A 23354-nucleotide genomic window follows, 5' to 3' on the forward strand; every position below is an offset into this window, starting at 1 on the left:
TTTTGTTATGGTATAAGTTGCAGTATAATCCAAAACCAGTTATGTGGAAAAGCCTTATCTAGGATATCAATGATTATTAAAAAATTATTTGGCAGTCGAAATGACCGCTTGATTAAAAAAATGCAAAAGACAGTTAATAAAGTCAACGCTTTAGAGCCAGAAATTGAGAAGCTATCTGATGCTGAGCTTAAAGACAAAACCCTTGAGTTTAAAGAAAGGTTAGCCAAAGGCGATAGCCTTGAGCAATTGTTGCCAGAAGCCTTTGCGGTTGTAAGAGAAGCGGCAAAACGCGTGAAAGGTATGCGCCATTATGATGTCCAGCTTATTGGTGGAATGGTGTTGCATTCAGGAAAAATTGCTGAGATGCGTACTGGTGAAGGTAAAACCCTTGTTGCAACATTGCCCGTATATTTAAATGCATTAACTGGTAAAGGTGTGCATGTGATCACGGTCAATGATTATTTAGCGTCACGTGATGCTGAATTGATGGGTCAAATCTATGGCTTCTTAGGGCTTACGACGGGTGTGATTGTTGCCAATTTATCACCTGATCAACGTCGTGCTGCCTATGCTTGCGATATCACCTATGGTACAAATAATGAATTTGGCTTTGATTATTTGCGCGATAACATGGCGTTTAGCAAGGAAGAGCAGGTTCAACGCAGTCGTAACTTTGTGGTAATCGATGAGGTTGATTCGATCTTGATCGATGAAGCGCGAACGCCATTGATTATTTCAGGTGCTTCAGAAGATAGCTCAGATATGTATTTGTTGTTTAATCGATTGGTACCAACCTTAGTTAAACAAGAAAACGAAGAAGCAACTGATGGCGATTACTATTTAGATGAAAAATCAAAACAAGCTTATTTAACTGATCAGGGTCACACAAAGATTGAAACGGCTTTGATTAAAGAAGGTGTGTTAAATGAAGGGGATAATCTCTACTCACCACAACATGTAACGAAAATGCATTATTTAAATGCCTGTTTACGTGCATATAGTTTATATCAGAAAAATGTTGATTATATTATTCGTGATCAAGAAGTCATTATTATTGATGAAAATACGGGGCGTGCGATGGAAGGGCGTCGTTGGTCAGATGGTTTACATCAAGCGATTGAGGCTAAAGAAGGCGTTAAAATTCAAGGTGAAAACCAAACACTCGCATCAATTACGTTCCAGAATTTCTTCAAACTCTATAATAAGATGTCGGGAATGACGGGAACAGCAGATACGGAAGCTTTTGAGTTTCATGAAATTTATGGTTTAGAAGTAGTGGTTATTCCAACGAATCGTCCACCGCAACGTCAAGATCATCATGATCGCATTTTTGGTGATCAAAAAGATAAGTTTATGGCGATTGTTGATGATATCAAAGAACGAGTTGAAAAGGGGCAGCCGATACTCGTTGGTACAGCGTCCATTGAAACTTCTGAGATCCTATCAACACTTCTGCGCAAGAAAAAGATCAAGCATGATGTGTTAAATGCTAAACAACATGCCAGAGAAGCAGCAATTATCGCACAAGCAGGCTACCCTGGAAATGTTACAATCGCAACGAACATGGCAGGTCGTGGTACGGATATTATATTAGGTGGTAACTGGGAAGCAGAAATTGCTGAGATCGAAGAACCAAGCGAAGCACAAATTAATGAAATCAAAACTGCATGGAAAGAACGTAATAAACAAGTCATTGAAGCGGGTGGTTTGTGTATTTTAGGCTCAGAGCGTCATGACTCACGTCGCGTTGATAATCAGTTGCGTGGTCGTGCTGGACGCCAAGGTGATCCAGGTGAGAGTCGTTTCTATTTGTCGATGGATGATAATCTATTGCGTATATTTGCTTCTGAGAGTTTAGCTAATCGCATGAAAAAAGCGCTTTCTGGTGGTGAGTCTATCCAGTTTGGCATGATGACGCGTTTTATTGCTAAAGCGCAATCTAAAGTTGAGCAATACCACTTTGATATTCGTAAGAACTTATTGGAATATGATAATGTTGCTAATGAACAGCGTTTGGTTATTTATAAGCAGCGTGAAGAGTTATTAGGCAAAGATGATGTTTCTGAAATCATTGCTAATATGCGTTATGACGTTGCTGAAAAACTATTCCATGACCATGTGCCAGCTGGTTCAATGGAAGAACAGTGGGATTTAGAAGGTTTGGAAAAAGCATTACTAGGTGATTTTTCTATTTCGCTGAGCTTACGTAAGCTGGTTGCTGAAGATGACCATTTGCATGATGAAACATTAAAAGAGCTAGTGATCAAAGCCATTGTTGAAGAATATCAACAAAAGACAGAAAACCTTGAGGCGCAGTCCATTCGTCAATTTGAAAAAATCAGTCTAATGCAAGCCTTGGATACCCATTGGCGTGAGCACTTAAATGCGATGGATCACTTACGTAATAGTATTAATCTAAGAGGTTATGCGCAAAAAGATCCTAAGAATGAATACAAAAAAGAATCTTTTGAACTTTTCTCCAGTATGCTTGATAACTTCAAATATGAAGTGATTTCTAATCTTGCTAAGATCAGAATCCAAGCACCAGAAGAAGCACAGCGTATGGAAGAAGAGTGGAAAAACTCAATTAAAAATATTGAAGCTCAACATGAGGATGTTTTAGCAGGTGGCTCTTCATCACTACCTAATGAGGAAAATGCACAAAGTGCACAAGAAAAAGCACAACAACCGTTTGTGCGCGATATGCCTAAAGTAAAGCGCAACGACCCATGCCCTTGTGGTTCAGGCAAAAAATATAAACAATGTCATGGTGCATTAGATTAATCTAAATCTTTCTTTATTTTTGTTACTGAAGTGATGCACTATAGAAAAACTATGATTTTATAAACACCCCGTCAGCCTACGGCTGCCACCCCTCTTGCAAAGAGGGGAATTAGGTAGTGTTGATTTTATATTCCCCTCTTTGCAAGAGGGGTGCCGAGCTTGCGAGGCGGGGTGTTGAAATAGGAAAAGTGCATAACTCCGGTTTGTTTATTATGCTAAAAGCAACTTGTAATATGTGTGCTTTTTAATCCTCTTTGTAACCAAAACATTTTTTCGCGGTAAAATAATATTTTTTTGGCTGTGACGCTATTGTTATTGGATGCTAAATCAATTAATCTCTTGTTGGATATTAACCAACAGCTAATGAACAAAGTTTCAATATAGGGGGAAACGATTATGGCTGCAACAATGCATTATAAATTGAAACCGGATGAACAATCTGCAGAAACATTTCCATTACGTGAGGTTGTGCGCAAACGCGTGCAGCATTACTACAAAATGGTCTCACAAGAAGGCTTGAATCCTGATGATGTTTATGATTTAATTATGGAAGAAACCGAGTGCCCAATGATTGAAGCAACAATGGACTTCACGGGCGGTAATCAAAGCCGTTCTGCACGCATTCTTGGGCTTAATCGAGGCACTTTCCGTAAGAAGCTTGAGCAATACAGCATGCTTGAAGATGAAGAAGAATCACCGCTAAAATAATTTCTTCATTTATTCATTTCCTCATGATCGATAACACGTCCAGTGGTTGTTTTTCTATAACTATTAGCGTTGTTATTTAACTCTTCATTTGTATTTTGACTTGCTTTATTAAGTATATCTTTGATACGTTTTTTAACTATTAAGCCATAAATAACAAAGCATACGCCCAAGAAAAGAAAAAGCGGTAATAACAGTATTGCCACAGCAATTAAGAATATCAGCTGTAAAGGGTGTAGTTTTTTCATAGTTTCAATAAGCTCTATTTTTTCAATAGATCAAACTATATGCAAAAAGAGTGGTGAATACTAGGGTTTATAGCGAAATATAGCTATTTCACAAATACTTTTTAGCGTTATCGTTTGTAAACGATAATATCCCATACGCCATGCTCTAGGCGCTGACCGCGTGCTTCAAATTTGGTTAATGGTCGATGCTCTGGGCGTGGTGCAAAACCGTTGTGCGGGTTTTTAAGTTGAGTATGCTTGGTAAATAGCTCGAGTACTTCATCAGCATAATTCTGCCAATCCGTGGCAAAATGAATAAATCCTGTGGGTTCAAGCTTCTGTAGAATTAAATCAATAAACTTAGGATTAATCAAACGGCGTTTGTGATGACGCTTTTTATGCCATGGATCAGGGAAAAATATTTGCACACCTTTTAAAGTGTTATCTTTAATCATGTGTTTAAAAACTTCAACGGCATCATGTTGCATTACGCGTAGGTTTTCTAATGCGTTCTCATGGATATGATCTAAGATATTACCAATACCGGGTTCATGAACTTCGATGCCTAGGAAGTTTGTTTGAGGCGCCTCTTTTGCCATGGTGACTAAGCTATTTCCCATCCCAAAACCAATCTCAACAACGAGTGGTTGAGGCGTTTTATAGTATATATCAAAATTGGTTTCCTCAACTGTGTAAGGAATTTGATAAAGATGAGTGTAATTATCTAACGCACGTTGTTGGCGCACGGTGGTTCTGCCGGCACGCTTAACAAAGCTTTTGACGGTGCGCATAGTGGGTATGCTTTTGTTATCCATTTTAGATGATTTTAATTAATACTTTATATAGAGTAGCTATAGTAAAGTGAGGCTTCAGAAAGTACAAGCTTCAGATAGATGAAAATTTGATATGAAATTCGATCTATGCATACACACTATGCTTCAAGCATATGGTAATTGGAGTAATTAAAATAGATGGAGGTTGACTATCAATGATTGCTAAGGTTAAATAGCACCTCTTTATTATGAAGGCCAAGGAACTTGATCCAATGCGACAGGTATCTCAATCATCTCAGAACATTTCCTATCACTTTTTCTTACAAGCTTATTTATTGATATTCTCAACAGAGGTGTTATTTGCACTGATTAATCCTAGTTATGTGCAGTTATTTTTTGATGAAAAATCACCTTTTTGGTTAAGCATTGGCTCACAGCAACAAGCTGGAATTTACTATGGTGTGTTTTTGTTAGCCGGACAAATAGCAGGGATTATTGCCAATGTTCTATGGGGTGTGGTCTCAGATTATATTGGACGCAAAAAGGTTGCGGTGATATCAATGTTGGCAGTGACAGCTACTGGAGTCAGTACCATATTTTCAGCATACTTACATATGATTGTACTATTTATTATTGGCTATGTGCTTGGTCATCTTCTTTACGGTATGTTTCCTGTTGTGATTGCCAGTATTTCAAGTGCGGCACATAACGATAAACGTAAACTGCTATGGGTGGGATTGTTACAGTTTTTTACGGGACTTGCTTTTGTTATCGGTCCATTTGTTGGTAGTGTGATTATGGCGCAAAGTGGCAGCTTCGTTTCACCGTATTATGTTATTGCAATGATATCGATTACTTTGATATTTATTATTTGGTGGTGTTATAAACCACAGAGGTATTATCAGCAACAAAAAGTACAGAGAAATATACCCCTTATGCAGACGATATGGCGATTACTAAAGCAGAAGAAAGTTGCTATTTTGATCGTGCTTTTATTATTAGATCAGTTAGCCTGGGGGATGTATTTTCAGTTTATTCAACCGATTGCTAAACTCAAACTTGGCTTTAATGTTGCTCAAATTGGATTATTGGTTAGTTTTATCGGTTTATCTTTAATGTTATCTGCCTTAATTCTGTTGCCGATTTTGCAACGCTTTTTAAGCTATCAGAAGTTGTTTATTATCGCTATTTCGGCAATGCTTGTTGGTGCCTTAGGAGCAATGTTGTTAGCATTATATCCAACCGATCATCAGCTGATGATTTATGTTGTGAGTTTTTTTATGGCATTTGGCGATATGGTGGTTTTTTCATTATTAGTTGTTGGATTTAGCAATGCAGTTGAGATTCGCTATCAGGGATTTATTTCAGGCTTTTTATACACGCTTGCCAAAGGATTTGGCTGGGGCGTATCAGGTGTTTTAGGTGGTGTCTTTATGACAATTAATACAGCTTGGTCGATGGGGTGTGCGAGTTTATGTCTGCTCGGGCTTTTAATTGTTTTTGTCAAGAATCATCAGGTTATTAGTAATGACGATAATTATTGAAGTAGATGCTTAAACAAATAATTGACTGTGTTTTGATCTTGCTTAAGGCTTGGGTAATAATTTTACAAAATATCATATATTTTTCGTGACATCTTCTTTTAAAAGTTATAACTTAATTTCGTAGGTAGTGAATTTTATTCCTGGGGAGGAAATATGAAACAGGTCAAATTAATACCCTCATTATTATTGTCAGCGCTTTTTATTGCAGGATGTGGCGGCAGTAACTCACAAACGTCAAGTAAATCATCAGATCAGTTTGCGCCCAAAGGTAAAGATACTTTCGTTCGTGCAAATGCGGCTGAGCCTGATTCATTAGATCCGGCACATGCTCAAGATGTTTACTCAGCAAATATCATGTACGATATTGGTGAAGGTTTGATGTCCGAGAATCAAAAAAATGAACCAGTTCCTGGTGTTGCTAAGTCTTACAAGGTATCAAAAGATGGCTTAAGCTATACCTTTTATTTGCGAGATAATGCCAAATGGTCCAATGGCAAACCGGTTACGGCGGAAGACTTTGCCTATGCATTGAAACGTGCAGTTAATCCACAAACCGCATCAGAAATGGCATACAAGCTTGCACCGATTCAAAATGCTCAAGCAATTATGGATGGTAAAAAGCCAGTATCTAGCTTAGGTGTTAAGGTAATTAATGCGCATGAAATACAAATAACACTGGATTATCCTGTTTATTATTTCCTAAGTATTATGGCGGATCCTGTAACTTATCCAGTTTATAAAGCAGGTGTTGAGCAATATGGTAAAGGATTTTTCCGAGCAGGCAAGCTTATAAGCAATGGCCCTTATGAGTTAAAAGAATGGGTGCCTAATGGCTATGTTCTTGTGACGAAAAATCCATATTACTGGGATGCAAAGGGCGTTAAAATTCAAAATGTGAAGTTTCTACCTATTGTTGATCGAAGTTCTGCATTAAATGCCTATGCATCAGGTCAGGTGGATTATGTACAGTATGTGCCAACGGTAAGTTTAGATATACTTAAAAATCGCTATGGTGCAGAGCTACAAAGCACACCATGGCTCACGTTGGATTATCTCGACTTCAATATGACAAAGCCCCCTTTTAAGGGTAATAAAGATTTACGTGAGGCTTTATCTTTGGCTATTGATCGCGTGGCTTTAGCCAAAAATGTGGTTAATGATGGTAGTGTGGCAGCCTATAGCTTATTCCCAGCAGATATTGATGGTGGGCGTTATAAAGATGTTACCTATGCTTGGCATGATTGGTCCAAAGAAAAGCGCTTAGCTTTGGCAAAAGAATTATACAAAAAGGCGGGTTACTCAGTAGATAATCCATTAGTCGTTTCTTTGGATTATAATACAGATGGTCGCTTAAAGAAATTAATGGAAGCGATTAGTCAAATGTGGGCGCAGAATCTAGGAGTTAAAGTTAATTTAGCAAACTCAGAGTTCAAAGTATTTTTGAAGCTACGCCAATCGCATAGCTATGAAGGTGTTGCTCGTGATGGTTGGGTCGCTGATTTTAATGCAATAGATAACTTTGCCAATATGTGGATGTGTACTAACCCACAAAATAATGCCGGATACTGCAATACAGAATATGACAAGTTGATTACACAAGGGCAAAAGCAATTAACAGCAGATGCCGCTGTCCCATATTATACAAAAGCGTTGCAGATGATGCAGAATGATTATCCAAGTACACCACTCATCGTACAGCCAGTAACTCACCTTGTGAAGCCTTATATAGCTGGCTATAACATTCAAAATAATCACTTGGATCATTTGTATGACAAATGGTTATCATTTAAATATCGAGCATAAGCATATAAATAGACTATGACGCTATTGTGTTTATTATTCTAAATACATACGATAGCCGTGTAGGAAATACGCGTTTATTTGTTTATAAGGTGCGTTAAAACAACAAGGGAGAAATGATGTTTGGTTATATTATTCGACGCTTAGGTGGTGCCATCCCCACACTATTTGTGGTGGTGCTTATTAGCTTTTTGATGGTGCATATGACACCAGGTGATCCATTTGCAACAGAGCGTGCTTTGCCACCTGAAGTCTTGAAGCAGTTGCACCATCAATATCATTTAGATTTGCCTTTGTGGAAGCAGTTTTTTTACTATATTAATGATTTACTACATGGTAATTTGGGTTATTCCTATAAATACCAAGGACAGTCTATCAATCAATTGGTTTTCCCTGATGGTGGGCAAGGTGGTTTTTGGGTGTCAGTGCAGTTGGGTATCTTTAGTATTATTTTGGCAAGTATTTTTGGCATTATTTTTGGCATTTTTTCCGCGCTAACACGTAACACAAAGTTGAGCTTTGTCGATCATATTATTGGTGTTATTGCGATGCTTTTCATCTCAACACCGATTGTGGTGACAGCTCCCTTAGCCGTACTTATTTTTGCAGTGATTTTAGGCTTATTTCCAGCAGGTGGCTGGGGAAGTTGGAATGACTTGGTTTTACCGGTTATTGTCTTGGCAATTCCTTATATTGCGATTATCACGCAAATCACAAGAAGTAGTTTGATTGAGATATTAAGCTCGCCATTTATTCGTACGGCAAAAGCCAAAGGGCTTTCAATGCCGCGCATTGTTTGGAAGCATGCTTTAAAGCCATCATTAATGCCTGTGGTATCATTCTTAGGTCCTGCAGTGGCTGGGATCTTAACAGGATCAGTGGTCGTTGAAACGGTATTTACCATTCCTGGTATTGGCGTGCAAGTGGTGCAAGGGGCAACAAACCGCGATTACAATCTAGTATTAGCATTAACGATTATCTATAGCTTATTAGTGATCTTATTTAACTTGGTCGTTGATATTGTTTATGCCTTTTTAGATCCAAAAATTCGTTATTAGAGAGAGGTGAAAAATGGCAAAGAGTTTCACAATTGAACAAAAAAAGAAGAATGCAAACTTTCTGGAAGAGGTTGCCAATACCTCGCATGAACAAGCCTTTAAAGGTCGCAGTTTATACTATGATGCGTGGATGCGTTTTAAGAAAAATAAAATTGCGATGATCAGTCTCGTCATATTACTGTTGATTGTTTTGGCAGTAGTGATATTACCGTGGGTTTCACCATATACCTATGCCTATCAAAACTTGCTTGAAGTCTATCAAGCACCTAGTGCCACTCATTGGTTTGGCACGGATAGTTTAGGACGTGATGTCTTTACACGAGTGATGGTTGGTGGGCGCGTGACCCTTGAGATTGGCTTGGTAGCGACACTGGTTAGTGTGATTATTGGTACATTAGTTGGTGCTACTGCTGGGTTTTTTGGTGGGAAAATCGATAATATCTTAATGCGTATTGTCGATGTGCTTTATGGTTTACCTTTTATGTTTTTTGCCATTTTGTTGGTGACTTTATTTGGTAGAAACTTTGTATTGGTATTTATTGCCATTGGTGCGGTCAGTTGGTTGGATATGGCGCGTGTCGTGCGTGGACAGACGTTAGGTTTAAAAAGCAAAGAATTTATCGAAGCGGCTTATGTTTGTGGTGTCAGTGAAAGAGTGATTATCACACGTCACATTGTTAGAAACCTTATTGGTATCATTGCTGTTTATATTACGCTAACGGTACCAGTTGTCATTATGACGGCGGCATTCTTAAGCTTCTTAGGTCTGGGTGTTCAACCACCAATGACTGACTGGGGTGGACTCATTAGCGATGGTGTACAAGTGATTGCCTTTAATTATTGGTGGGTATTGGTAATTCCATCAATTTTCTTAACGGTTACCTTATTATGCTTTAATTTCGTCGGTAATGGTTTACGAGATGCGCTTGATCCGCGCGAGCATCGCTAGGAGGAAATATGTCACTATTAGAAGTAAAAGACTTAGAAGTAAAATTTAAAACCAATGATGGATTGGTTAGTGCGGTTAATAAAATTAACTTTAGTTTAGATCAAGGCGAAACTTTAGGAATTGTTGGTGAATCAGGCTCTGGCAAAAGCCAAACGGTATTGGCATTGATGGGACTATCGGCATCTAATGCCGTGATTTCAGGTTCTGCTAAATTTAATGGCAAAGAGTTGGTAGGTATGCCAACAAATGAATTAAATAAGATTCGTGGTGATCAAATATCAATGATTTTCCAAGATCCTATGACCTCACTGAATCCGTATATTACGGTTGAAAAACAACTATCAGAGACATTGATGATTCATCGCAATTGCTCAAAATCTGATGCAGCTAAAAAAGCCATAGAGATGCTTGACGCAGTACATATTCCAGATGCTAAGAATCGTGTAAAGCTCTACCCACATGAGTTTTCAGGTGGCATGCGTCAACGGGTGATGATTGCGATGGCGCTGATGTGCCGTCCAAAACTTTTGATCGCTGATGAGCCGACAACGGCATTAGATGTAACGGTGCAAGCACAGATTCTAAAGCTATTAAAAGAGCTGCAAAATGAGTTTCATATGGCAACGATCTTAATTACGCATGATATTGGTGTTGTTGCTGGAGCTTGTGATCGTGTAATGGTGATGTATGGTGGATCGCCTGTGGAGTCGGCGAATATTGATGATTTATTTAAGCGCAATCATCATCCGTATACCAAAGGCTTAATGGCAGCTACACCACGCGTTGATATCCCAAGTGCACGTTTGCAAGCTATTCCTGGAGAGCCACCTGATTTATCTAATTTGCCACAGGGTTGCGCTTTTCAACCACGTTGTGATTTTGCATTGCAAAATTGTTTGACGCATAAACCAAAGCTTGAGAATTATGTGAAAAATGCAAAAGATAATAGCCATTTAGTCGCGTGCTTTTATGCCAAACAACAAATGGAGGCAATGAACCATGCTTAGTAATGAGACTGTTTTAAATATAGAAAATCTGAAAGTTCATTTTCCACTGAAGAAATCATGGCCTTGGCAAGAAACGCGCTTTGTTAAAGCGGTGGATGGTGTATCATTTGATGTTAAGAAAGGTGAAACCTTAGGTATCGTGGGAGAATCAGGCTGTGGTAAATCAACATTGATTCGCGCGGTGGTTGGCTTAGTCAATGCAACAGAGGGTAAAGTGGTATGGGCAGGTAAAGACTTAACCGCATTGAAACATAAAAAATCATGGCAGCCTGTTAGAAAAGAGATTCAAATGATATTTCAGGATCCATTTGCTTCCCTTAATCCACGCATTACCATTGGTAATATCATTGCTGAACCATTAAAAGTGCATGAACCTAAGCTATCAAAAGAAGAGCGGCGCAAGCGTGTTGAAGAGATGATGCGTATGGTTGGCTTATCGCCAAAACATATCAATCGCTATCCCCATCAATTCTCTGGTGGACAGTGTCAGCGCGTAGGTATTGCGCGTGCGTTAATTTTGAAGCCATCAATTTTGGTATGTGACGAACCTGTCAGCGCATTGGATGTATCGATTCAAGCGCAAGTAGTGAATTTATTAAAAGAATTACAACAGACACTAGGCTTGACGATTTTATTTATTGCACACAACTTAAGTGTGGTTAAGCATATTTCAGATCGCATTATGGTGATGTATTTAGGCAATTTAATGGAAGTTGGTGAATCAAAAGCGTTATGTGATTATCCGACACACCCTTACACCAAAGCGTTATTATCAGCGGTGCCGTTGCCTGATCCAGTACTTGAGCGTGAGAAAAAAATTCAGATTTTGGAGGGAGACTTACCTTCACCGATTAATCCACCGTCAGGGTGCGTGTTTCGTACGCGTTGCCCACAGGCGGATGAAACATGTTCCAAAGACAAACCGCAGTTATATACGTTGTCAGATGAGCGCAAAGCAGCATGTATAAAATTACACGTTAAACAGTGAAACTTAAGAAGCTAAAACAAAATAAGGAGTGCAATAGTTAATATGAAGGGATCAAAAAAGATATTAGTATTGGGTTTAACATTGGCATTGGCTGCATTGTCTGGTTGTGGAGGGAATAGCACGCAAACGACAGATTCAGATAGGGCGCCAAAAGGTAAAGATACCTTGATTGTTGGGGTGGGTACTGGCGTGCCAACCTTAGATCCACAACTTGTTAATGATACAACTTCAGGGCGTGTTGTCGATGATTTATTTGAAGGCTTAACTACTGAAAATCAGTCAAATAAAGCGGTTCCAGGTGTGGCCAAATCGTGGGATATATCTAAAGATGGTACCGTATATACCTTTCACTTACGCGATAATGCTAAATGGTCAAATGGTAAACCAGTCACTGCTGAGGATTTCGTTTTCTCATTAAGACGTGCTGTAACACCTGAAACAGCTGCACCTAATAACACCATGCTTAATGTGATCAAAGGCGCACAAGCAATTATGGATAATAAGGCAAAAGCCGATACTTTGGGCGTTAAAGCATTAGATGATTCTACACTTCAAATTACCCTAGCGCACCCTTTGGCATACTTTCCAGCAATTTTAGCAAATCCAGTGGCTTATCCTGTCTATCCTCCATTAGTTAAAGAGGATCCAAAAGGTTGGGCACAAGCGGGTAAGATGATTAGCAATGGCGCTTATGAGCTTAAAGAGTGGATTCCAAATGGACATATTTTAGCACTCAAAAATCCGAACTATTGGGATGCGTCAAATGTTAAAATCGATAAAGTTCGCTATCTACCAATTAATAACCCAACGGATGAGCTTAATCGTTATAAGGCAGGACAGATGGATATTACTTGGACATTGCCCGATGGATTAAGTGCTGATCAGTATCGCCAACAGTTTGGCTCACAATTTGTTGATGTCACACAATTAGGTGCATATTACTATTGGTTTAATACCAATGCCAAGGGCGTTGATAAACTGGAAGTGCGCAAAGCACTAACAATGACAGTCAATCGCAAGGCAATTATTGATGCGATTTTGAAAATGGGGCAAACGCCTTTATATAGCATTGTGCCGCAAGGTATCCAAGGTGGTATTTATGATAATGTCTATAAAGATGTGCCAAGCTATAGCTGGGTCAATAAACCGATGGCAGAACGCGATCAAATTGCCAAAGGTTTATTAGAGAAAGCAGGGTATTCTGATACAAATCCATTGAATTTGACAATTAGCTATAACACATTGCCAACACATCAGAAAATTGCTGAAGCGATTACGCAAATGTGGAAGCAGGCTTTTGGTGGTATGGTGAGTGTTAAAGTGCAAAATGAAGAGTGGAAGGTTTATCTGCAAACCTTACAACAACAAAACTACCAAATTGGACGTTTTGCATGGATTGCTGATTTTAATGCAGCAAGTAATTTTGTTGATATGTTTTTATGTAATAGCCCGAATAATAATGCAGGATTCTGTAACAAAGCATTAGATAAAGAATATCAGCTGGGTATGTATGCACCAACACAAGCACAATTTGATTCGCATATGAAAAAAGCGATTGAGATTGCGATGGCGGGGTATTACTCTTTGCCATTGTATAATTACACATATTATCGTTTGGTAAAACCATATATTGGTGGCTATGATCCAGAAAATAACCATATGGATCATGTGTACTCAAAGTGGATGTATTTTAAAAAGTAAAATTTATATTAGGATTTGTAATGAGTGAAATAGCAAAGATAAATAAAAAAGAGGTTTATATAGAGTAAACAACAACCAATCATGAGGGAGGAAGATATGAAAATCAAAAAACTACTGCTATGCATGTCGCTAGGTGCTATGGCTGTGACAATGAGTGCATGCTCAAAATCACAGAAAGCAAAAGACGACAGTGGACAAGCAGCAACGACAACACAGCAGCAAGCATCACAAAAAGACCAAGTCTTAACGGTTGGTGTCGGTGCTGCTGTACCAACACTTGATCCAGGGATTTTATCTGATGTCAGTTCAATGCGTGTTGTGAATGACTTATATGAAGGCTTGGTGATGCTTAACCAAAAGGATGAAATTGTGCCTGGTGTCGCTAAATCTTGGGATATCTCAGCAGATGGCAAAACCTATACATTTCATTTGCGTCATGATGCTAAGTGGTCAAATGGTGATCCAGTGACTGCTGAGAATTTTGTCTATGCATTTAGACGAAACTTAAACCCAGAAGTACCTAATGTCTTTAATACGATGTTTAAGGCAATTGTGGGTGCACCAGCTATTATTAATGGCAAGTCAAAAGACTTTACGACGCTCGGTGTAAAAGCTTTAGATAACTATACTTTGCAAATTAGTTTGTCACATCCACAGCCTTATTTCTTGCAGTTAATGCTGTTAACGTCAAGTTATCCATTACATCAAGCAGAAATTAAAAAATATGGTAAAGGCTGGGCGCAACCAGGTAAAATGGTCACCAATGGCGCTTATATGCTTAAAGAGTGGATTCCAAATGGTCACTTGCTTGCGGTTAAAAATCCGCATTATTGGGATAAAAAAGATGTGGCTATTAAAACAGTCAAATATTTACCAATCGTTGATTTATCAACTGAATATGCACAATTCCAATCCGGTAATCTAGACATGACCTGGGATGTGCCAAATGGTCAAAATATTGAATATTATGCCAAGAAATATGGCGATCAATTACAGCATAATACAATGCTTGGCAATGAGTACTTCTGGTTTAACTTTAAGAATCCTGATTTTGCTAAAGTCGATGTACGTAAAGCGTTAACCATTGTTGTTGATCGTAAGGCGTTGGTTGAGAATGTCACGAAAAAAGGTGAAACACCATCGTATAGTGTATTACCAGACGGTGTTCAAGGTGGTTTATACAAAGACCTTTATAAAACCATGCCAAGTTATAACTGGGTAAGTCAAGATATGCAAACACGCCAAAAAGAGGCCAGAGCATTGCTTGAAAAAGCAGGTTACTCAGCAGAGCATCCACTTAAGTTTACATTGACATATGACACATCGCCGTGGAAAAAATCATTTGTGCTTGCTGTGGTTGGCATGTGGCAACAAGCGTTTGGTAATCTCATCGATATATCATTGGAAAATCAAGAATGGAAAGTCTTTTTACAAACCATGGATAAGCATCAATTTGATATTGGTCTTTTGGATTGGAAGGCTGACTATAATGATGCTAGCGACTGGGTTGAATTGATTACCTGTGGCAGTGGTAACAACTATGGTCAATCGTGCAATCAGGAGGTAACACAAAACTTCAGAAAGGCAGTTAGTCAAAAAGATGAGCAAGCTGAGATACCTTATATGACCAAAGCGATAAAAGCGGCAATGAATGATTATATTATTCTGCCACTTTATAATTACTCGTATAATCACTTAATGAGCAAACGTATCGCTGGGTTCACTGCGAAAAATGATCATATGAATATGATTCAATCAAAGTGGTTGTATTTTAAAGAAGATAACAAAAGTTAATAAAGACATCCGTAGGGGCATATTGCATATGCCCTGCATTATTATATTTTAGTTGTTCTATCAGTAATCACTGCTGTTGTCATCACGCCATTGACATTAGTGGCAGTGCGTCCCATATCAATAATCGGGTCAACGCCTTGCACAAGCGCGATAATATTAAATGGTAACCCAAGCGTTGCAAAGGTAACACCTGCTGCAATAAAGGCGGTTCCTGGGATGCCAGAGACACCCAATGAAGCAATCATATTAATCGCACCGACTAATAGAATGATTTGCCAAGTAATTGGCTCACCCATAATCGTTAAGGTCATGACAACAAGCATTGCTGGATAAATACCCGCGCAAGCATTCATACCGATTGTGGCACCTATGCTTGGTGTGAAGTTTGAAACACTTTCAGAGAGCTTTAAGCGATTGCCTAAGGCATCCATGGTTACCGGTAATGTGCCAAAGCTTGAACGTGTGGTAAAGGCAACCAGTAATGCACGCCAAACATTTTTATAATAATGAATGGGATTAACACCACTTAAGGTAATCAATATAGTATGCATAATAATAACAATAAGCATGGCAATATACATTGCAGCAATAAAGTTGATCATCTGCATCAAAGTTGTTAATCCATGATCAAGTGTCATTTGTGTCATCAATGCAAACACACCATAAGGTGTCAGAGCGATAATCATATTGGCAAGCTTTTTAGCAACAAAGAATGCTGAGTGAATAAAGCTAATAAAAGGAGCAGCGATTTCTTTTTCCTGTTGATGCAGCTTTAATGTAGCAAAGCCAATCAAAGCGGCAAAAATAACCACGGCAATGACATTGTTATCTGCCATTGCAGTCACTGGATTGCTCGGTAACATGCCGGTAATCGTATCCACAAGATTATGCGATTCAGGGGTGTTTAAAGCACCAGAGAATGACATGCCAAAGCCAATATGCATCCATGAGCCAACCAGTCCGCCAATAACTGCACTAACACCAGTAAGAATCAGAATAATAACAACCGCTTTTGTCACCATTTTAATCAGATAAGATCCTTGATGATGACGCAGATTAACAATTGCATGGATAATTGCCGTTAACACCAGTGGGATAATTAACATCTTAAGTAAGCTAATATAAGTATCACTGATTAGATTTAGCAGGCTATGCAGGGTGTCATAACCACTGCTTTGATTTAATAGTCTCAAAACAATACCAAAGACAACACCAATGATTAAAGAGGCGACTGCACGAATGTTAAAACTGATTTTATAAAATTGTGCCAATGCTAATAGGATTAATATCAGCAGGGATATGGTTGTGATCACGTAGTGGGCTCCGTATTTTTTGTAAAATGATAAAGATAATTATTAGATAATAATAGGCGAGTTGCTGGACGATAGCAAAACAAACAGTCGATATATTATTTATTAACTGTATAAGAAAAACTGATTAATGAGATGAGTTAGTTATATGTGGTATCGATCGCTTGTTTGGCTTGACGATAGCGTTTGATATAACCAATTAACCGGCCAACAAATAGACCGCTACATATTCCTGAAACACCGAGACTAATAAGACTAAAATTAAATTGATAAGCAAGGGTTGGTTCTAATGCAAGCTTATAATTTACATCGTATTTACTGATAAAGATGATGATCAATAATACAAAAGTAAACCAACCACCGTGAAAATGGATAGATTTGTTGTTGACCATCACATCGTATTTACCGTTTAAAGCAATAATGAACCCAACGCCAATGCCAATTAATATAGCAATAATCCAGATGAGAATATTAACCAACGTTAATGGAAATACGCTAACCAAGGTATCAAGTGATAGTAGCGTGAAAATGATTGGAATAATAAAAAGTTTTGTCAGTGATACCGTGCGCGGCTTAGTGGCTTTGATGCCAATCACAAGACAGTAAATAAAAATCAGATAAACCCACCATGGGGTATAAATAAGCATGTCCCAAAGACTGATTGTTACTGTATTCATTAATATTTCTCCTTTAACTTATTTCACTTAATTCTAGTTAGTTTGCTAAGCCATTGGGTGCGCTCAATATTTCGAATACTAAAGAGGTGTGGCGATCAGCAGAATAGTCAGCAAACCAATCATCATAGGGGTAAGCATAGCCGCGAAAAGCATTGGCATGAAGATTACTAACATAACTGGAGTTGGCGCCAGTTGTACATGTTGCTGGTGTACCATAAGCACCAACGCAACCATATTGGTTGAAAATATCGGATGTTGGGCCAAAGGCGACACTAGCAACAGATCGTGGACTATAGCAACCTGCAAAGCTTGATGATGATGTCGCAACAAAATTGGTACTGTTGAATTGTGATTGTTGGGCTTTCATGCCACTATCAATAGTTTGGCATAATTGCTCAAGTGAAATATTTAATGGATTCAAAGTAGATGCGGGAATTTGTTCATCAAAATAAGATACTGCTTGTGTGGTATTACCTAGTGCGAAATCATAGGTAAAGTAAGTCCCCGCTTGAGGGTAGAAGTTATAACGTGTGTTATAACCATTGACCATTGATACATCAATGTTGGCTTGATTATGAATATCCGTAAGTGCTGGATAAGTGACCTCTAAAAGGGTTGCATACTCACCGTAAGTGCCATCACTCACATTGCGTGTGTTAATACTAGAAATTTGAAAGTTATAGGATGTTAAGCCAGCATCAGGAATAGCATAGTTGTAACTTGATTGCCCACTTACTGTGAATGAACTTGTTTGACCTGCACCGGTAACTTTTATGGTAACGGCTAAAGTAAGATTGTTCATAAAAACAATTTGTCGTGGAGGGTATATTGGAGGCGTTGGCGTTACTTGTGGTGTGATACTTGGTAACGTGCCTGCGGCATAGGAAACATTAAGTTCATTACCACTGAGTTGAGGTGTGCTAATTCCAGGACAGCTGCCAGAGACATTATTTGATTGAGACATCGTCAACTGGCAACCTCGGTAAGTTCCATTGCCATTAGGGGTGATGATTTGGAAAGTACCATTTGTATTTGTCGGCATTAAAAAAACTGGTTGTGCCAAGCTTTCAGCATAAGCAATTAGCTTCTGACCTTGATAAACATAGCTTGGCAAAGGCGTGCCCGAAGGAAAGTTTAGGCGCCAGTAGTTGGTGGTTCCTGGCTGTGGTGGGTTGACTTGGATGCTATATGCTTCCACTTGAAGGCTATTACCAGATTGATAACTTTGATTATTATAGGTGGCGGTTGCCGATAGTGAGGCTAATAAATTGGTGTTTGTTGTATTACTATCTTTTACCGTAAAGATGCACTGGTTGGCAGTGGTTTGTGTACTAACAATTTGCAAATAGGCGCTAGCATCTCCTGAAATATTCAATGTGCAGTTCGTGATGCCAGTACCCTGAGTGCTCCCAAGATTGGAAAAGGTTGCTGTATAAGTGTAGCTTTGGTTGTAATATTGATTGGTCGTGCCTGCAAGTGAGAGTGTAGTGGTTGATGGAGAGCCACTGCCGCCACACCCAAAGAGGGTTAGTGAAAATACACTAATTGCGGATAAGAAAATTATTCGTGTATTTCTAATCATCAAAAAACTCCTTGTGCGATGACGTTGTTTACATAGGCAGGTATAAGCTTAGCATCGTTTTCGATATTTACGAGAAGAACATACTCATTGCACACAGTTATTCAGTTATTTAGCATTTCTAAATGATTTACGGTAGGCATATCCGCTAGATGTTGACTTGTAGTTATTCCTTGTAGCGCTACAATAAAGCTATGCACAGATAACAAAGCACATGGATATGACCGATACATCACTTGATTTATTAAATCGTCGTAAACTCTTTACTGAGAATATTTACCCTTATCAGGAGAAAATGCCAAGAAAGGTTTATGAGCAGCAGAAAACACAATTACAAATTGAGCTTTTGAAAATGCAGCAGTGGGTAAGATCAACAGGTCAGAAGGTACTGATTATCTTCGAAGGACGTGATGCTGCTGGTAAAGGAGGGACGATTAAGCGGATGATGGAGCATCTTAACCCGCGGGGCGCACGCGTTGTGGCATTAGAGAAACCATCTGAACGTGAGCAGGGGCAATGGTATTTTCAGCGTTATATCCGTCACTTACCAACCTCTGGTGAGATCGTTCTTTTTGATAGATCTTGGTATAACCGTGCAGGTGTTGAAAAGGTGATGGGATTTTGTACACCTGAGCAATATCAACTATTTCTAACGCAAGCGCCAGATCTTGAGAAGATGCTTGTGCAAAGTGGTATTAAGCTGTTTAAATTTTGGTTTTCAGTTAGTCAAAAAGAGCAAAAGAGACGCTTCCAATCGCGTGCTGTGCATCCACTAAAGCAATGGAAACTAAGCCCGATTGATAAAGCGAGTCTGGATAAATGGGATGATTACACCGAAGCCAAAGAGAGCATGTTTTTGCATACCGATACTGAGTTGGCTCCTTGGACGGTGATTAAATCAGATGATAAAAAGCGTGCACGTATTAATGCCATGCGCTTTGTCTTATCACGTCTGGATTACAAAAATAAAGATATGAATATTGCGATTAAACCTGATCCACTCATTGTCGGTTTGGCGAGTGAGATTTATCCGGAATAAGTTTAATTGTAATCGTTAATAACAGTTATTTTCATCTTACTTGTTTGTTAGAATGTTGGTACTTTATATAGGTGATCTAGATTATGCTACCATCAAATAGTGCACTGATTCGGCGTGCTGAATACATTACAAAAATTCGCAATTTTTTTACCCAAAGAGGTGTATTAGAAGTTGATACCCCTTTATCTTATCCATACCCAGTGAGTGATCCCTATATCGATGCCTTTGCCATTAACACTCAATCAGGCACACGCTTTTTGCAAACTTCACCGGAATATGCAATGAAGCGATTATTAGCACAAGGCTCAGGATGTATTTATCAGATTTGTAAAGCATTGCGCGATGATCCTAAAGCACAATATCATCATCATGAATTTACGATGCTTGAATGGTATCGTGTGGGATTGGATGATACGGCATTGCGTGAGGAAATCGCACAAATGTTGCTTACGCTTAAGCCGCAAGCATCCATTAAGTATTTTAGCTATAAAGCATTATTTCAACAGTTGATTGGCATAAATCCACATACGGCAGACTCAAGCTCTTTGCAAAAAGCGCTTTCTCGGCATGTGGGGGATATTCAAGGTTTAGCCAGTCCAAATAGTATCGAGTGCTTAGATGTATTATTCACCCATGTTATTGAGCCTAAACTTAAGGCGCAGCAATTTGTGTTTGTCTATGATTACCCTGAAGTGCAAGCTGCCTTGGCGCGCGTGATGCCCGATAGTAGTGGGCAAATGGTTGCCAAGCGTTTCGAGCTTTTTTATCAAGGCGTTGAATTAGCCAATGGCTATTATGAGTTAACCAGTGCGACTGAACAAGCCAAGCGTTTTCAGCATGATTTACATTTGCGCCAAAGCCTTGGCAAAGCAGATATCCCTATTGATCAAGGTTTATTAGCCTGTCTTGATCAAATACCTGAGTGCTCAGGTGTTGCTTTAGGCTTGGATCGTCTTGTAATGTGTCTTGACGGCTATGAAGATATACAAGAAGTACTATATTGCTAGATTATGAGATTGAATATGGCTTTATTTCGACCGCCTTTGATTGTGTAAGCGCTGGCTGAGCGTAAGTCGAAGCCTCTATGAAGTGTGTGATCTACCCTTCGACTTACGCTCAGGGTACGGTGAGTGCTTATGGGGGGATATTTACTCTTAGCCACTATATTGCTAAGCGAAAAGCTTGAGCGTGAAGCTAATCAGCTATATGCTATGGCACAGTTAAATAGATAAAATAAAAATGGAAAATTTAAGATGAATAAATTAGAACAGTTAAAACAAATGACCAAAGTGGTTGCTGATACCGGCGACTTTGCGCAAATTGAAGCATATCAACCCGTTGATGCGACAACTAACCCAAGTCTGTTATTAAATGCAGCTAAAATGCCTGCATACAATTATGTGATTGATCAAGCGTTATCAAAAAGTGCACACTTAGGTGGTAAATCACGCGTTGATGAGGCAATGCTTGATATGGCAGTAAGTTTTGGTGTTGAGATTTTAAAGGTGATTCCCGGACGTGTTTCCACTGAAGTTGATGCGCGTTTATCATTTGATACAGAGGCGACGATTGATTATGCGCGTCGCTTAATTCATAAATACCAAGAAGCCGGTGTTGATAAATCGCGTGTGCTTATCAAGATTGCATCAACTTGGGAAGGAATTAAAGCTGCTGAAGTGCTTGAAAAAGAGGGTGTGAATTGTAACTTAACCTTGATGTTTAGTATTGCCCAAGCCATAGCCTGCGCGCAGGCTAAAGTCTTTTTGATTTCACCATTTGTTGGACGTATTACTGACTGGTATATGAAAGAGCAAGGTGCGACAAGCTTCCCTGATGTCAGTGAAGATAATGGCGTGTTATCGGTTAAAGAAATTTATCAGCATTACAAGCATTATGGTTATCAAACGATTGTAATGGGAGCAAGTTTTCGCCATGTTGGACAAGTAGAAGCCTTAGCAGGATGTGATGCACTGACGATTGCGCCAAACTTATTACAACAGTTACAGCAGGATGGTAATACGTTAAATAGACAGTTAGTTGAGACTGAAAAAACCAATCAACCAGATCGCAAATTAACAGAAGGTGATTTTAGATGGGCAATGAATGAAAGCCCAATGGCAACGGAGAAATTAGCTGAAGGTATTCGTAAGTTTGCCATTGATACGGTGAAACTTGAGAAATTAATCGAACACAAATTAGGACTATAACCATACTATGCATCAGTCTATTGCGGTAAAAGTAGGGAATATTACAATTGGTGGCGGTGCTCCAGTTGTCGTGCAATCGATGACAGATACAGCAACTGCCGATATTGAGAAAACAGTGTCACAAATTTTAGCACTTCATCGCGCGGGTAGCGAGCTTGTGCGCATTACGGTTAATGATGAAGAGGCAGCTAAAGCCGTTCCTGAGATTAAAAAGCGCTTATTACAAAAGGACTGTGATGTGCCATTGATTGGGGATTTTCACTACAATGGTCACAGATTATTAGCAGACTTTCCAGAATGTGCCAAAGCACTGGACAAGTATCGTATTAATCCTGGCAATGTTGGCTTTGGCCGCAAGAAAGACACACAATTTGCTGAGATTGTACAAAAGGCGGTTGAATACGATAAACCGGTGCGTATTGGTGTCAATTGGGGAAGCTTAGATCAAGCCCTATTAGCAAAGTTGATGGATGAGAATAGTCAACTAACGGTGCCGTTATCTTCACGTGAAATTATGCACAAAGCGTTGATTGAGTCAGCGCTATCAAGTGCAGAATATGCTGAGCGTTTGGGACTTAAGGCTGACAAAATTATCGTATCATGTAAGGTCAGTGATGTTCAGGATTTAATTGAAGTTTACCAAAAGCTCGCACGTGAATGCCCGTATCCTTTGCATTTAGGATTAACTGAAGCAGGGATGGGGATTAAAGGCATTGTTGCCAGTAGTGTGAGCCTTGGCTATTTATTACAGCAAGGTATAGGTGACACCATTCGTGTATCCTTAACACCAGAGCCAGGTGCGCCACGCACCAATGAAGTAAAAGTTTGTCGTGAGATCTTGCAAACGATGGGCTTAAGAGCGTTCACGCCAACAGTTTCCTCATGCCCAGGATGCGGACGGACAACCAGTAGTTTTTTCCGTGAGCTTGCCAATGATATTCAAAACTATCTCAGTGAACAAATGCCGCTGTGGAAACATCAATATATCGGTGTTGAAAACATGAAAGTTGCGGTAATGGGCTGTGTGGTAAATGGTCCAGGTGAAAGTAAACATGCCAATATCGGTATTAGCCTGCCAGGCACAGGTGAGGCACCTGTTGCACCAGTGTTTATCGATGGGCAGAAAAAACATACATTAAGAGGCGAGCATATTGCTAAAGAGTTTATGGTGATTGTTGATCAGTATGTTAAAGCTAAGTACCAGCAATAGTT

19 protein-coding genes are annotated in these 23354 nt (G+C 39.2%); 14 read left to right on the plus strand and 5 right to left on the minus strand.

The features are described 5' to 3' along the window. Positions 1 to 69: 69 nt before the first annotated feature. Both secA and IE867_RS00645 read left to right on the plus strand, forming a co-directional pair. Positions 70 to 2784, plus strand: a complete 2715-nt coding sequence (secA, locus tag IE867_RS00640; protein ID WP_225629899.1) for a preprotein translocase subunit SecA — start codon at positions 70 to 72, stop codon at positions 2782 to 2784. A 396-nt stretch (positions 2785 to 3180) separates the two neighbouring features. Next, entirely contained in the window at positions 3181 to 3492 is a 312-nt protein-coding gene (locus IE867_RS00645; RefSeq protein ID WP_192482843.1) for a helix-turn-helix domain-containing protein, read from the plus strand. A 5-nt stretch (positions 3493 to 3497) separates the two neighbouring features. Here the strand turns inward: IE867_RS00645 and IE867_RS00650 are convergent, their stop codons facing one another. Both IE867_RS00650 and trmB read right to left on the minus strand, forming a co-directional pair. Further along, entirely contained in the window at positions 3498 to 3737 is a 240-nt protein-coding gene (locus tag IE867_RS00650; protein ID WP_192482844.1) for a hypothetical protein, read from the minus strand. A gap of 107 nt (positions 3738 to 3844) precedes the next feature. Next, the gene (gene trmB / locus IE867_RS00655; protein WP_192482845.1) at positions 3845 to 4531 is read right to left on the minus strand and encodes a tRNA (guanosine(46)-N7)-methyltransferase TrmB; all 687 of its coding nucleotides are present in this window, start codon (positions 4529 to 4531) and stop codon (positions 3845 to 3847) included. Between the two features lie 230 nt (positions 4532 to 4761). Here trmB and IE867_RS00660 point away from each other — a divergent pair, with 230 nt between their 5' ends. The 8 genes from IE867_RS00660 (at position 4762) to IE867_RS00695 (ending at position 15330) form a co-directional block, all read left to right on the plus strand. Further along, positions 4762 to 6033 carry an MFS transporter gene (locus IE867_RS00660; RefSeq protein WP_192482846.1) on the plus strand — a complete coding sequence of 424 codons (1272 nt, stop codon included), beginning with the start codon at positions 4762 to 4764 and terminating at the stop codon, positions 6031 to 6033. Between the two features lie 153 nt (positions 6034 to 6186). After that, positions 6187 to 7836 carry a peptide ABC transporter substrate-binding protein gene (locus IE867_RS00665; RefSeq protein ID WP_192482847.1) on the plus strand — a complete coding sequence of 550 codons (1650 nt, stop codon included), beginning with the start codon at positions 6187 to 6189 and terminating at the stop codon, positions 7834 to 7836. 113 nt (positions 7837 to 7949) lie between these two features. Next, positions 7950 to 8891 (plus strand): ABC transporter permease, encoded by a 942-nt coding sequence (locus tag IE867_RS00670; protein WP_225629900.1) that lies wholly within the window; start codon positions 7950 to 7952, stop codon positions 8889 to 8891. 13 nt (positions 8892 to 8904) lie between these two features. Then, positions 8905 to 9840, plus strand: a complete 936-nt coding sequence (locus tag IE867_RS00675) for an ABC transporter permease (RefSeq protein ID WP_203249595.1) — start codon at positions 8905 to 8907, stop codon at positions 9838 to 9840. Positions 9841 to 9848: 8 nt separating this feature from the next. Continuing rightward, positions 9849 to 10847 (plus strand): ABC transporter ATP-binding protein, encoded by a 999-nt coding sequence (locus IE867_RS00680; protein WP_192482848.1) that lies wholly within the window; start codon positions 9849 to 9851, stop codon positions 10845 to 10847. Beyond that, positions 10840 to 11835: an ABC transporter ATP-binding protein gene (locus IE867_RS00685; protein ID WP_192482849.1), complete on the plus strand. Its 996-nt coding sequence runs from the start codon at positions 10840 to 10842 to the stop codon at positions 11833 to 11835. Before IE867_RS00680 ends, IE867_RS00685 begins: the two co-directional genes overlap by 8 nt. 42 nt (positions 11836 to 11877) lie before the next feature. After that, positions 11878 to 13536 (plus strand): peptide ABC transporter substrate-binding protein, encoded by a 1659-nt coding sequence (locus IE867_RS00690; RefSeq protein ID WP_192482850.1) that lies wholly within the window; start codon positions 11878 to 11880, stop codon positions 13534 to 13536. A gap of 96 nt (positions 13537 to 13632) precedes the next feature. After that, a complete protein-coding gene (locus IE867_RS00695; protein ID WP_192482851.1) occupies positions 13633 to 15330 on the plus strand; it encodes a peptide ABC transporter substrate-binding protein in 1698 nt (565 codons plus the stop codon). A gap of 41 nt (positions 15331 to 15371) precedes the next feature. On the opposite strand, the gene IE867_RS00700 is transcribed toward IE867_RS00695, so the two are convergent. The 3 genes from IE867_RS00700 to IE867_RS00710 form a co-directional block, all read right to left on the minus strand. Continuing rightward, entirely contained in the window at positions 15372 to 16643 is a 1272-nt protein-coding gene (locus IE867_RS00700) for a cation:dicarboxylate symporter family transporter (protein WP_192482852.1), read from the minus strand. A 137-nt stretch (positions 16644 to 16780) separates the two neighbouring features. Further along, positions 16781 to 17317: a DUF6622 family protein gene (locus IE867_RS00705; RefSeq protein ID WP_192482853.1), complete on the minus strand. Its 537-nt coding sequence runs from the start codon at positions 17315 to 17317 to the stop codon at positions 16781 to 16783. A 37-nt stretch (positions 17318 to 17354) separates the two neighbouring features. Beyond that, complete coding sequence (locus tag IE867_RS00710) at positions 17355 to 18899, minus strand: thaumatin family protein (RefSeq protein ID WP_192482854.1); 1545 nt, start codon at positions 18897 to 18899, stop codon at positions 17355 to 17357. A 217-nt stretch (positions 18900 to 19116) separates the two neighbouring features. Here IE867_RS00710 and ppk2 point away from each other — a divergent pair, with 217 nt between their 5' ends. The 4 genes from ppk2 to ispG all read left to right on the plus strand — a co-directional run bounded on the left by ppk2 (position 19117) and on the right by ispG (position 23352). Beyond that, complete coding sequence (gene ppk2 / locus IE867_RS00715; RefSeq protein ID WP_192482855.1) at positions 19117 to 19935, plus strand: polyphosphate kinase 2; 819 nt, start codon at positions 19117 to 19119, stop codon at positions 19933 to 19935. 83 nt (positions 19936 to 20018) lie between these two features. Beyond that, positions 20019 to 20942, plus strand: coding sequence for an EF-P lysine aminoacylase EpmA (epmA, locus tag IE867_RS00720; RefSeq protein WP_192482856.1), 924 nt, complete (start codon positions 20019 to 20021; stop codon positions 20940 to 20942). Between the two features lie 246 nt (positions 20943 to 21188). Further along, entirely contained in the window at positions 21189 to 22142 is a 954-nt protein-coding gene (gene tal / locus IE867_RS00725) for a transaldolase (protein ID WP_192482857.1), read from the plus strand. A 7-nt stretch (positions 22143 to 22149) separates the two neighbouring features. After that, the gene (gene ispG, locus IE867_RS00730) at positions 22150 to 23352 is read left to right on the plus strand and encodes a flavodoxin-dependent (E)-4-hydroxy-3-methylbut-2-enyl-diphosphate synthase (RefSeq protein WP_192482858.1); all 1203 of its coding nucleotides are present in this window, start codon (positions 22150 to 22152) and stop codon (positions 23350 to 23352) included. The last annotated feature ends 2 nt before the right edge of the window (positions 23353 to 23354 follow it).

Source organism: Cysteiniphilum marinum (genome assembly GCF_014857925.1).
Classification (GTDB): domain Bacteria; phylum Pseudomonadota; class Gammaproteobacteria; order Francisellales; family Francisellaceae; genus Caedibacter; species Caedibacter marinus.